10 protein-coding genes are annotated in these 12,206 nt (G+C 46.0%); 3 read left to right on the top strand and 7 right to left on the bottom strand.

Translation table 11 applies throughout. From position 1 onward, the window contains the following. Positions 1-129 precede the first annotated feature (129 nt). A complete protein-coding gene (locus M0P91_RS04005; RefSeq protein WP_295064852.1) occupies positions 130-2,202 on the bottom strand; it encodes a glycoside hydrolase family 57 protein in 2,073 nt (690 codons plus the stop codon). Positions 2,203-2,334: 132 nt separating this feature from the next. Between M0P91_RS04005 and M0P91_RS04000 the strand changes: the two genes are divergently transcribed. After that, positions 2,335-3,090, top strand: a complete 756-nt coding sequence (locus M0P91_RS04000; RefSeq protein ID WP_295064850.1) for a DUF481 domain-containing protein — start codon at positions 2,335-2,337, stop codon at positions 3,088-3,090. A gap of 117 nt (positions 3,091-3,207) precedes the next feature. Here the strand turns inward: M0P91_RS04000 and M0P91_RS03995 are convergent, their stop codons facing one another. The 4 genes from M0P91_RS03995 to M0P91_RS03980 form a co-directional block, all read right to left on the bottom strand. Beyond that, positions 3,208-3,468: a hypothetical protein gene (locus M0P91_RS03995; RefSeq protein ID WP_295064848.1), complete on the bottom strand. Its 261-nt coding sequence runs from the start codon at positions 3,466-3,468 to the stop codon at positions 3,208-3,210. Between the two features lie 190 nt (positions 3,469-3,658). After that, the gene (locus M0P91_RS03990) at positions 3,659-3,844 is read right to left on the bottom strand and encodes a hypothetical protein (RefSeq protein WP_295064846.1); all 186 of its coding nucleotides are present in this window, start codon (positions 3,842-3,844) and stop codon (positions 3,659-3,661) included. Between the two features lie 199 nt (positions 3,845-4,043). Continuing rightward, the gene (locus M0P91_RS03985) at positions 4,044-4,319 is read right to left on the bottom strand and encodes a hypothetical protein (RefSeq protein ID WP_295064844.1); all 276 of its coding nucleotides are present in this window, start codon (positions 4,317-4,319) and stop codon (positions 4,044-4,046) included. Between the two features lie 109 nt (positions 4,320-4,428). Then, positions 4,429-7,398, bottom strand: a complete 2,970-nt coding sequence (locus M0P91_RS03980; RefSeq protein WP_295064842.1) for an EAL domain-containing protein — start codon at positions 7,396-7,398, stop codon at positions 4,429-4,431. 264 nt (positions 7,399-7,662) lie between these two features. Between M0P91_RS03980 and M0P91_RS03975 the strand changes: the two genes are divergently transcribed. Then, entirely contained in the window at positions 7,663-8,940 is a 1,278-nt protein-coding gene (locus tag M0P91_RS03975; RefSeq protein WP_295064840.1) for a nitrate/nitrite transporter, read from the top strand. A 215-nt stretch (positions 8,941-9,155) separates the two neighbouring features. Next, a complete protein-coding gene (locus M0P91_RS03970) occupies positions 9,156-10,796 on the top strand; it encodes a bifunctional protein-serine/threonine kinase/phosphatase (protein WP_295064838.1) in 1,641 nt (546 codons plus the stop codon). 33 nt (positions 10,797-10,829) lie between these two features. Here M0P91_RS03970 and M0P91_RS03965 read toward each other — a convergent pair whose 3' ends face one another. Both M0P91_RS03965 and cobA read right to left on the bottom strand, forming a co-directional pair. Continuing rightward, positions 10,830-11,447: a bifunctional precorrin-2 dehydrogenase/sirohydrochlorin ferrochelatase gene (locus M0P91_RS03965; protein ID WP_295064836.1), complete on the bottom strand. Its 618-nt coding sequence runs from the start codon at positions 11,445-11,447 to the stop codon at positions 10,830-10,832. 1 nt (position 11,448) lies between these two features. Then, the gene (gene cobA, locus M0P91_RS03960; RefSeq protein ID WP_295064834.1) at positions 11,449-12,183 is read right to left on the bottom strand and encodes a uroporphyrinogen-III C-methyltransferase; all 735 of its coding nucleotides are present in this window, start codon (positions 12,181-12,183) and stop codon (positions 11,449-11,451) included. Positions 12,184-12,206: the final 23 nt, after the last annotated feature.

The raw sequence follows: 12,206 nt of genomic DNA, 5'->3' as shown, positions 1-12,206 counted from the left end.
GGTCAGTTATTTACTGATCTTACGTACCCCCAAAAACAAGCGAAGCGCTCCCGAAGGGATGCTTCCTGAAAGGTTGCCCCTCTTAAATTTTATGAAAGAGTGATTTCCTTCCTCACAAGGCTGCCTTGATTAAATAAACCAATGCCCTGGAAAACGGTTCGACATATCGATGGTCAGTGCCCCGTGAAATGGGATATTTTGAAGCATTTCACCCCCTTGTGCAAGGAGTATTCCAAGATCAAAATGCTCTCCCGGAAGCGTCTCTATGGGAACCGATATCTCTACAAAACTCTTTCCGCTCCGAATCATCATCGTATCGCTCAGTGTATATTTAAAAGGAAATTCACCGTATACCACCCCATCCAAGTGGATTAGAATCCGTGTTTTATCATTTAATGTATCAAAATTTCCGACCAAAGCAATGTTGAATTTTTTGGTGTCATTTCCATACAACACTTTTTTTACAAATGGGGTAGAGCTGTCCATAACGCTCCCCATTTTTTCTAGATTAAACTCACCCGCTCCCATCCATTCAAAAAAAGAGCTATGCAGCCCGTTATTTCCGATCGTAATCGTATTTTTAGGTAAGGTATGAACCTCATGCGTCTGATAGGTAATCAACGGAACATACAAATTTTCGGGAATAGCCTGATTCATCAGAAGATAGATATTTTTGAGGTGTTTTCGAAAGAGTTGGTCAAACTCCCCTTTTTGTACCGTGTAGTGGGTATCCCCGAACCACCAGTACCAATCGCTTCCCTGCGCGATCATCAGCTCTTTTCGTATGAATTTGACCGCATCCGCATCCAACGATCCGCGAACCTTATCAAAATCACGTTTTGCCTGATAAAGGAGTTCCCACGCCCGGTTCTTCTCTTCTTGACCCATCCAGATGGCGAAATCACCGTTAATCCAACTTCCCGGGATAATGGAATCGATCACAATCTCTCTTACCTCCGGATTTACAGATGCTTGACTCATGGTTTGTGTGACAATCCAATCCGCACTTTCCAGAGCACGATACAGGGCATCAAAAAAATCTTTGCCGTTTTTCCGGTAAAACTCCCATGCATTCTCACCGTCTAAAATCACATTGATTTGACGGGAACCCTCTTCCCCTTCATAGATTCTTCGAAGTCTCCCGATAAAATCGGATGCGGCTGCTTCGGGATTCATACGGCTGTAGTCAAATCCGATCGCATCGCTCAAACTGCGATCTCTAAAAGCCAGAGCAATCTCCCCTTCGCTGTTTTTCAGACGACATCGCCCGTAAATCAATTCACGATAAGATTCCGGAACACTCTTGAATAAAATCGCTTCATCGGTACAGGCCCATACAAGATTATGACCGATGTAGCGGGAGAGTGATTCATTGTCCACCGATCCTTCCGAGGGCCATACCCCTTTTGGCCTTTTGCCAAAAAGCTCTTCATAATAAGCGATAGCCCGGGATACATGTTCATCAGCGTCTTCTTGAAAAGCAAGCGGATTATTCGGCATAAGGACATTGCTATTGGCCAGAGCGGCATTATTCGGATCCATCAAGAGCGGCATAATAGGGTGGTAAAAGGGGGTTGTTGATATCTCAATCTGTCCGTTTTCCTGCAAGCGCTTATAAAAAGGGACAATTTGCTTGATAAAATCGGCAAGCTCTTCAAGAAGTCCCCTCTTTTCCTCCGGTGTAAAATAGTACTGCGTCAGAAGTTTCTGAACCAAGGGAGAGTTTTCACGTAAATATTCTCCGCACCATGCCAATAAAAAACAGACTTCAAGATCCAATAACTCGTTATCTTCAAGCAATTTAACCCGCTCTTTGGTGTTTTTGTTATTCTCCACTTTTCGGTACAATTCCGCATATCGTCCTATCGGTGCAATCATCGTCTCTTTTTGGGCGAAAAAAAGAAATTCCATCAGATAAAGACGCTCTTCGTTCGAAAGTAATTCTACCTCTTTGGAAAGGGTACGGATAAACAGATCATTGACCGCAGTTGTTTCGTAATCGTGTAACTGTACTAAGAGTGAAGGGACAAGATTAAACGTTGCTTTGAGCTTCGGATGGCTACTGAGATACCACACCATATCGTAGTAGTCTTTGATGGCATGCAAATAAACCCATGGCATCGCATAATATCCCGCCATGTCATCCTTATAATAAGGCTGATGCATGTGCCAGAGAAAATTAAGATAAAGTTTTTTTCCCATTTTACCCCTCCATAATGGGTTGTATCATAACACAAATCTCAAAAATGGTGACCGTATTTATGATGGCGCAAACCACGTTGCCCATTCTTTAGCTCGATATACTACAATTTTTACATTACAAAAAGGTTTTTCATGCGTTATGCCATTGTGTTGATTTGTTTGTTCTCCACTACTTTGTTTGCTCTGGTCAGTATCGCTCCGGTCGATATCGGTGCAAATCCGGGTATATCCGGCAATATCTCCGGAGCACTCAGCTCAAAAAGCGGTAATACCCAAAAAGAGGACTACGCATTAGGGGTTCGATTACAGTACGATCAGGGTGAAAAATATTTGACATGGGGGGCACTCACTTACGATTACGGTAAATCCAAAGGGGTAAAAAACGAAGATAAGATTTATCTCCATATCCGTACTATCCATGCGCTTGAGGAGGGGAAAAACTGGACAGGAGAACTTTTCGTTCAGTCGGAACAAGATAAATTCAAAGCGATCAACGAACGTTCCCTTGCAGGTGCAGGGCTGCGACTCCGTTTTTTTAATTCCGATGAGTGGGGAAAAGGGTATGTGGGAGCGGGTCCGTTCTATGAAAAAATTGATTACACCTATCCCGCTATCAATCCCAATGAAAACAATACCCGTCTCAACACGTATATCGCCTACACCAAAAAATTCATCGGCGGATTAAGGGTGAGCTATCTCGGCTATTATCAGCCTTCCTTCGCGCACGGAGGTGATTATACCTCGTCCCAGACCATCGAAATGATCGCCCCCCTTTACGCTAAACTGAGCCTGAGCCTGAGTGGAAAATACCTCTATGATACCCAGCCGGCAATCGGTATCAAAAAAGAGGACACGGCCTATCTGACAACGCTTCTCTGGAGCTTTTAAATTTTATCGGAGGATATTACGTTTTTTCCGGGATTTGCCCGGAATATTTTCGCACTTGTTTAAACAAGGTGCGTAAGGTCAGTCAATACTATAGAGAAACCGAGAGAAGTTCACCGTTTATGTCCGATCATACCGTTTTCGCAACAATGTCGAAAGAATCGCAATAGCAACAATCGCCGCGCTGTATTCGGTGAGCCCTCCACGAAAATAATACTCTATTCCCAAATACGCCAGCATTCCGAATATCGGCCCTTCCCACATGACGACCGCAACAACAAAACCGCCTGCCACCGCCCAAATAAAGTTGGAGGTAAATCCCGTAATACCAAATCCAGCAATAATACCCGCCAGAATACCAAGAAGAAAACTCGATGACATTGACAACTCCTCACCAACCGTGTTTATTTTATTGTCTGACCTTACGCACTTTGCTCTAACAAGTGTCTCAAGTCTCTCGCATCCGATAGATGCGGGTAGCTTCAGGGGGGTGCAGGGGACAATTTGTCCCCTGCCACTTTATGGGCTTTGCCCAGAAAGTGCGTAACATCAATTATGGTGTGCTTGTTTTTTACGCTTTAATATCGATTGTTTGCCCCATACCGGTAAGAGACGAACCTGAGCTCTGATTTAGGGGGGAAACATCCGTCTTTGCGCTTTCAAGCACCTTTAACACCCCTTCACTTTGAACTTCCATTGCTTTTTTCATTGCATAGATTCCGGCTCCTGATCCTTCGTTTGTGCTTATTGCATCCATTAAAATTCCTTTTTTTTCGATTGTTATATATTAAAAACTGACCTTACGCAGCTTGTCTAAACAAGTGCGACAAGGTTAGTAATCTCCCGCATCCGGAAGATGCGGGTAGCTTTAGGGGGTTGTAGGGACCCTAGTCCCTGCCACTTTACGGGCTTTGCCCGAAAAGTGCGTAACATCAGTTAAAAAGTATACCACTAAATTAGAATTTTTTTGGCTCTTTCTTAGCCTTATACCGATTAATCAACGCGGCCACTATCGCCACTGCGACAATACCTGCTCCGTATTGCGTAACGCTACCGTGAAACACGGTCTCTACCCCAAGATAGGCAGCCATAGCCAATACGGGACTTTCAAGGATTGCCATACTGAAAATAAATCCCGCACCCACGGCAATAACCATACTAAACGTAAAACTCAGCACACCGAAACCGGCAATAATCCCGGCAATACTTCCGATCAAAAATCCAAAGGACATATTAACCCCTTCCAACCGTTTTATACCTACCAGTATATCACTTTTTACAAATTTTAACCATTTTAAATATTAAATTTTGACATACTCTCCTCTCCTAAAGGGGAGGTCTCTATTCGGTGCGCTTGATTTTGAAATAGGTCACAAACTCTTGGGGAGGAAGCGGTCTGGAAAAATAATATCCTTGTATCTCGTCACACCCGCACGCCTCTAAAATATCAAACTGTCCCCTTTTTTCAACCCCTTCGGCAATCGTCGTTAATTGAAGGGTCTTTGCAAATTGGATCATCGTGTTGACAATCGCCCTCGATTCTCCGTCTTCCCCTTCAAGGGTAAAAATAAACGATTGGTCTATTTTGAGTTTTGAGACGTTAAATTTTTTAAGATAGAGAAAATTCGAGTATCCCGTCCCGAAATCGTCAATCGAAATGGCGACCCCCAGATCTCTTATCTCTTGAAGTTTTGTTATAATATTTACATTATCGTCTGCCAAAGTAGACTCTGTCAACTCCAATTCTAAATATGCTGCCTCTAAAGATGTCCTCTCAAGTATCCCTCTGAGCGTTGCGATAAAGTCCGGACGTTTTAGCTGAATATACGACATATTGACCGCCATAACGATCGGTTCAAAACCTATGGATTCCCACTCCTTATTTTGCCGGCACGCCTCTTCCAAAACCCACTCTCCGATCGGAACAATTAAACCGCACTCTTCGGCAATCGGGATAAATACCGCAGGGGAAACCGACCCTAAAAGCGGATTATTCCATCGCAAGAGGGCTTCGACTCCGACCACTTTTTCACTCTCTACATCGATTTGCGGCTGATAATGGAGTGAAAGTTCCCCGTTTAGCAATGCGAAGTGAAGCTGATTTTCGATCATTAAGCGTTGCGCGATTTTCTCGTTTGCCGATTTTGATGAAAAAGCATAGGTTGAGCGTCCGCTGTTTTTCGCCTCCATTAACGCCGTATCAGCCTGCTGCATCAGAATCCCGATCCCTTCGCCGTCATCGGGAAATACGGCAATGCCGATACTGCATGAAAGGGTGATGGACTCATTTTTCAGCGTAAAAGGGCGGGATATTTCACGAAGAATTTTTTCGGCTATCCCCGAAACTTTCTCCTTTTTTTCTAACATCGGAATGAGTATGACAAATTCATCCCCCCCTTCTCTTGCAATGGAGTCCATTTCACGCAACAAATTTTTCAGCCGTTTGGATATGGCTAAAATCAGATCGTTTCCGAATGCATGTCCGAATGTTTCGTTAATCCGGTTGAAACGATCGATATCCAGATACATCAGTGCCACTTTATCGCCGTTTCGTTTCGCCGTCGCAATGGATTTTAAAAACAGCTCTTCCAAAAGGAGCGTTTTCGGAAATCCGGTCAAAACATCATGGGTGGCCAAATATACGGCACTCTCTTCTGCCTCTTTCCGTGAGCTAATCTCGGTAAAATATCCCTGAAACCACTCGCCGCTGCGATCCGTTTGACGGATAACAAATACATGAAACCATCGATAGGATCCATCCGCATGACGTACTCTGATCTCCTCTTCAAACTCCGGCAGACTCTTTCGCAGTTTTTCCAATCCGGATATAAATAGAATTTGATCATCCGGATGAATCTGCTCTAAAAAAGAGGTGCGACTGCTTCGCATCTCCTCTTCTTTCAAAGAGAGATGCCCATAAATATTCGCCGAAACATAAATCACACGCCATCGTTCATCAAAAATTTTCCATTTAATAATAATGGCGGGTCCACCGATAAAAAGATTTCGTTCCGTATTAAGCATCGTGTTGATTTGGATGATTTTATTTGACGCGGCAAAAAAATAAATCATTAGAGTAGAAATAAGAAAGAGGATTGCCATGGCCAATTGCCGTGTTCCGGCAATCTCATTTTTCCAGCTGTCATAATCAATATCAAACGCAAAATAGACATTTCCCCCATCAGAAAGCAAACCTCCCAACGGAACCACCACCGTAATCCATCTCCCCCAGTGATCGGTTTCCGGCCCGATAATAAAGGGTTTGTTCTTTTGAAGAGCGTTGAAAAAATCGGCACTTGTTTCTTCATAATGTTGCCCGGGCGGAGAGTAATCGGAGCTGCCGAGTTTTTCGGAATCGACTAAAAAATGGACCATTCCGTGCCGAATCGTCAACATATACGCAAAACGGGAGGCAACATTCACAGTGGAGAGCCATATTTTAAGCTGTTCATACGAGGGATTGCCGATATCAGACGTATCGCATTGAAGAGACCGGACGGCATCGATATCGATTGCGCGAGATACGACCGTCGTACGGGCAAGAAGCTCTTTTACCATCAGCGCTTCTCTCCTCTCACCCATATAATTGACTAAAAAAAATCCTCCTAGCGTGACAAATCCGAAAATAAAAAACAATTTACGTGCTTCCATCGGATAGATTAGCGCTTTGGTTTCGTTTTCATTATGTCGATGATTTAGATAATAGGTCCATACGCCTATCACGATCATCAGTGCCGATAACAGTCTTAGCACCTGTACCGGAAACCCCAGTACCTCTAAAAATGTCTCGTAGTTCATGATAAGGGAGAGCGGTATTGTCCCGACAGGGACGATAAGACCGGCTGCAATGGCGTAAAGTCCCATGCCGACAGCGGCAAATTTCAATTGAATGTACTTCATCCTCTTTGCGTAATGCCACAAAAGCAACGCAGAGAAAAGCGCCCCGGTAAAACCAAACACATAACGCAACAGTTGGAAAAAATCATCAGGGTATTGCCAAAGATAAAAAAGAAAGATACCGCCCATCAGTGTCGAAAAATAGATGAATTTTTTACGCGAAACCAATTTTTTACCGAAAAAAATCAATGCAAAAAAGGACCCGACCAGTGTCCCCTGCCCGATCCATTCAAAGATCGGGTTGTCAAGTGACAATAATTTAAACATATCCATCCACTCATTCAGTCCATGCAAAAAACCGAATGCAGCAAGCCATATCCAAGAGATCAGCGAAGATTTTTCATTATATAGAATAAGGGATACAACCCCTAAGAGTATAAAAGCGAGGCCATAAACAAAAAAAATGTAATCCATTTGCGCGGTAAAGAACGAGAGTGTTTTAACGTACACGAATTACCTTATTAAATTATAAAAAAATTATTATATATGTTTTTCTTTTAGTTTACACTAAAAATCTTCCTAAAAAGTTTTTTATCCCTAAATTGACGCAAACGCCTTAAAAGCATTAATAGCCCCTCTGATTTGCAATGATTAAAATTTAACCATAGTGTTGCACTAATTCTCCCCTATATTAGACTACAATTATTCAGATAAAAAAATCTTGATTAGGAGACGGGGATGAAATTCGGTGAATTAAAAAAAGAGGGGCACTGGCCGTCGCTGCTGGCCGCTTTTTTGTATTTCGACTTTAGTTTTATGATGTGGACCATGCTGGGTCCTTTGGCAACCGAGATCAATGAAACGCTCACCGCAGCCGGAAATGCCCTGAATGATTCTCAAATAGCAACCCTGCTCGCACTCCCTATCCTTGCAGGGGCGTTATTGCGGATCGTCCTTGGGTTCTTTGTCGATAAATTCGGACCGAAAAAGACGGCTCTGGTTTCTCAGGCCATTGTCATTGCGACCCTCTTTTTTGCTTTTGTCCAATCGGATGCGATTACCTATAATCAATTGCTGCTGGTCGCACTCGGCCTCGGTTTCGGCGGCGCGTCGTTCGCCGTTGCACTGCCGCAGGCGGGACAATGGTATCCGCCGCGTCTTCAAGGGGTAGTTTTGGGGATTGCGGGAGCGGGAAATATCGGTGTCGTCATCGACTTTTTATTCGCCCCTAAAATTGCCGAAGTTTGGGGATGGCCTTCAGTCTTTCTCGTCGGTGCGGTGTTGTCGACGATTATATTCGTCGCCTATATGTTTCTGGCAAAAGATGCTCCGGCAAGCGTGTATAAAGGCAATCCTAAAAAATTCGGCGATTACATGAAACTGCTCCGCGACCGTGACACCTGGTGGTTTAACCTTTTCTATGCCGTCTCTTTCGGCGGATTCGTCGGGTTTGCCAACTACATGAAAGTGTACCTGATGAATACCTACCAAGCCGATATGTCGGCCATCGGTCTGGATATCCTCAACGAAGAGAACGTCAAAGTCATGGCGGGATATTTCGGAGCCCTCTGTATCTTCGCCGGTGCCGTACTGCGTCCGGTCGGAGGGGCGATCGCCGATAAAATGGGGGGGATTAAATCGCTCTACGTATTTTATGGTAGCATTGTGGTGCTATCGTTTATCACCGCGCTGATCGACCTGCCGTTTTGGGCGGCGATTACGGTGATGTTTTTGATCATGGCAAACCTCGGTATGGCTAACGGTTCGGTATTCCAGCTCGTACCGCAGCGTTTCGGAAAAGATATCGGTATCATGACGGGACTTATCGGCGCCGCCGGTGGTCTGGGCGGTTCGGCGCTCATCAAAACCTTCGGATGGTCTCAGGGGACGTTTGACGGCTATGCTGCCGGATTTTTGCTCTTCGCCGCAATGGTGATGATCGCTATTTTAGGAATATCTATGGTCAAAACACGCTGGAGAACCACATGGGGTGCGGTTTCAGGGGCAAGAATTTAATCCTCGTTCGAGAAGCTCACCGCGAACGGAGGACAAATACTAACTGATGTTACGCACTTTCCGCTCATAGCCCGGAAAGTGGCAGGGACAGATGTCCCCTGCACCCCCCTAAAGCTACCCGTATCTTTCGGATACGGGAGATTAACTCTCCTTGAAGTACCCCTTAAGGCAAGGTGCGTAAGGTCAGATACTAAATTTACCGTAAGGTTTTATCCATGCTGCAACTCCAATCGTCTGAATGTATCCTCCCGAAACCGGGCTCGACGGGAGACGATGCGTGTGCCCACTTGATCATCGATAACGCCGTTTTGGTAAGCGTTTTGTGTGACGGGGTCGGAAGTGCCCGCCGAGGCGGTACTGCGGCACGCCAGTGCGTCAAATTTTTTACCGATCAGTTTAAAACGCGTCCCAAAGCGTGGGATATCCCCAAAACGATGGAAGTTTTTACCCGCCATATTAACAGCCTGCTGTTCAAAGAGTCGATGGCGCAATACGGTGAGATTGAGCTTCTGACGACGCTTTGCCTCGCCGTAATCGAGGGGGAGACCCTCTACACTCTCAATCTTGGGGATTCTAGAATCTATCTCCTACGACGCGACGGTAGCTTTGAGCGTCTCAGTACCGATCATACAATGGACGATGCCTATATGTCCCATGTCCTTATCCAAGCATGCGGACTCTCTGAAAACGTCGATTGCTCTATTGTCTCAACGCCGATAGCCGTCGGGGAGACTCTGATTTTGTGCAGCGACGGTCTCACCAATCTGATTGACGATCCTTCCTTCAGCGACCTCGTAATAAAAGGGCTCGGTGCAACGATGATTGTCAACCATGCGGCCTCAAATGCCTGCCCTGAAGATCGTGATGATATCAGCTTGCAGATCTTTCGTATCGAAAGTCTCGATCCCCTTTATGGAATGAAAAATATCTCCCTTCCGATCCCCGAATCGCTGCTGGAAGGGGAGGTTATCGACGGTTATATGCTGATCGCCCCGATGATGGAGCATCGCCGCATCTGGAAAGTCTCCAAAGAAAACCGGTTCTACGTCATGAAATTTCCGATGGAGGCTAATGACGAACAATCTCTCGATGCGTTTGTACGCGAAGCATGGACGGTCAAACAGATCACCCACAAAGCGTTCGGTCACGCCTGGGTTCCGGAAAATCGGAGTATGCGCTACTATCTGATGGAACTGATCGAGGGGGTCAATCTCACCGAATACCTCAAAAACCGCCCTATTTCGGTCGACAGTGCCATCGCATTGGGGAAATTTCTCCACCGCGCCGAGGCCCACCTACTCCATCTGGGTCTCGTACACGGCGATATCAAACCCGAAAATATTATCGTCACGAAAAAGGAGGGGGAAGCGGGAGTCGATTTTAAAATGGTCGATTTCGGCTCGATTGTCGAAATCTTTTCGACGAACTCCCGTGCCGGAACCCCAAGCTATCTCGCACCCGAACGTTTCACGGGAGGTGTGATCAACGAATCGACCGAAATTTTTTCGATCGGGGTGACCCTCTATTGGGCGCTGAGCGGAAAGCTCCCCTATGGCGAGATCGAACCGTTTCAGACCCCGACGTTTAAAACCGCAAAACGCCCTGCCCGCCTTAACAGCAACATTCCGTTATGGCTTGACTCTGTTATCCTGCGCGCCATCGCAATCGATCCAAACGAACGGTATCGCCACTATTCGGAATTTTTCTATGAGCTTAAAGCTCCCGAAAAGGTGAAACCTTTTTTCTCCAAAGAGACCCCGCTCATCGAACGCTCCCCCCTCACTTTTTACAAAATCGGTTTTTTTATCCTATTGGCGCTGGAAGCGGGGACCTTTGTCCTGTATGTCTCAAAATAGTACGATAATCAAAGTTGTGCATGCACAAACGGACTATGGCGATTTGGAAAAAACTTCCCTGAGCCGCTGCAGGGCACACTGAGCAGCCCCGCTCATATATTCCGATGCCAATTGATCGAGATAGCGCATCCGCTCTTTTCCCTTCGGAAGCTCTTTTCGCCTTTCGCGCATCATCGTCAGAAACGATCCGATATCGCTTGGAATAAGGTTGTCTATAAACCGTTTCATGTGTTTTGCAATAGCAGGAGAGGCACCCGATGTCGAGATGGCGATCACCAAGTCGTCACGACGGATGATAGAGGGAAAAATAAAGTGGCAATAGGAGGGGAGATCAACGGCGTTGCATAAGATCTTCCGTTGACTGGCTTTCTCAAAAATCTCCGCCTGCAATTGCAGCGAATCGACGGCGGCTATAACGATATCCATACCCTCAAGATCGGACTCTTCAAATACTCTGCGATATGCACTGAATCCGTTCGCGCGGATATACTCTTCCATCTTCGGCGAACATTCGGTTGCCACAATCGTAATATCATCCGTACAATCGACAAGGCGGCTCAGTTTTTCACACGCAATTTCTCCCCCGCCGACGAGAAGTATTTTTTTCTTTCTCAAATCGAGCATCACGGGAAGATAGTGAGAGTCAGCCATGTTAAACAAACCACTTCAGCTGTTCGCTAAGCCCGACTGTCTGGCCGACAACGATAATCGCCGGCGAACCGGCCCCCTTTGAAGCTTCAACAATCGTTCCGACAGTGGCAACGGTACATTTTTGCTCCGGCATCGTCCCGTTTTCGATAACGGCGCACGGGACGCTCAAGTCAACTCCGTTCCGAATCAGCGCCTCCACGATCGGCCCGATCCCTTTGACCCCCATTAAAATGACCAGCGTCTCATTTTCACGCAGTATCCCCGGATCAAATACCGTTTCCGGATTTTGTTTCGCATGGTGCCCTGTTAAGACACGAAAAGAAGTATTGATCCCCCGCTGCGTCACCGGAATACCGGCATAGGTCGGGACGGCTATCGCCGAACTGATACCGGGGACAAATTCAAACGCAATCCCCCTCTCCGCCAGATAAAGGGCCTCTTCCCCCCCTCTGCCGAAGATGAGAGGATCTCCCCCCTTCAGCCGTACAACCGTCGAATGGTTTTGGGCATGTTCATACAAAAGGGCATTGATCTTTTCTTGGGGAATCGTATGGTGCCCGTCCTCTTTTCCGACATACACAAGGGTCACCCCGGCTTTCGCCTCGTTTAAAATGGTCTCATTCACCAATCGGTCGTATAAGATAACGTCCGCCTCTCGGATAAGGCGCAGCGCCTTCACCGTCAATAGATCCGGATCGCCCGGCCCGGCCCCCGTTAGAAAAACTTTTCCGCTCATCGCTATCCTTTATACTTCGGATC

The organism is Sulfuricurvum sp., from assembly GCF_023229695.1.
Taxonomy (GTDB): domain Bacteria; phylum Campylobacterota; class Campylobacteria; order Campylobacterales; family Sulfurimonadaceae; genus Sulfuricurvum.
Note: the sequence above shows the minus strand (reverse complement) of the source record. Positions and strands in the feature narration are given on the sequence as shown.

Coding starts and splice junctions, on each gene's coding strand:
- M0P91_RS03965 (WP_295064836.1), bottom strand. CDS start 11,447: ATGGCTGACTCTCACTATCTTCCCGTGATGCTCGATTTGAGAAAGAAA.
- M0P91_RS03970 (WP_295064838.1), top strand. CDS start 9,156: ATGCTGCAACTCCAATCGTCTGAATGTATCCTCCCGAAACCGGGCTCG.
- M0P91_RS04005 (WP_295064852.1), bottom strand. CDS start 2,202: ATGGGAAAAAAACTTTATCTTAATTTTCTCTGGCACATGCATCAGCCT.
- M0P91_RS03980 (WP_295064842.1), bottom strand. CDS start 7,398: ATGGATTACATTTTTTTTGTTTATGGCCTCGCTTTTATACTCTTAGGG.
- M0P91_RS03990 (WP_295064846.1), bottom strand. CDS start 3,844: ATGGATGCAATAAGCACAAACGAAGGATCAGGAGCCGGAATCTATGCA.
- M0P91_RS03995 (WP_295064848.1), bottom strand. CDS start 3,468: ATGTCATCGAGTTTTCTTCTTGGTATTCTGGCGGGTATTATTGCTGGA.
- M0P91_RS04000 (WP_295064850.1), top strand. CDS start 2,335: ATGCGTTATGCCATTGTGTTGATTTGTTTGTTCTCCACTACTTTGTTT.
- M0P91_RS03985 (WP_295064844.1), bottom strand. CDS start 4,319: ATGTCCTTTGGATTTTTGATCGGAAGTATTGCCGGGATTATTGCCGGT.
- M0P91_RS03975 (WP_295064840.1), top strand. CDS start 7,663: ATGAAATTCGGTGAATTAAAAAAAGAGGGGCACTGGCCGTCGCTGCTG.
- cobA (WP_295064834.1), bottom strand. CDS start 12,183: ATGAGCGGAAAAGTTTTTCTAACGGGGGCCGGGCCGGGCGATCCGGAT.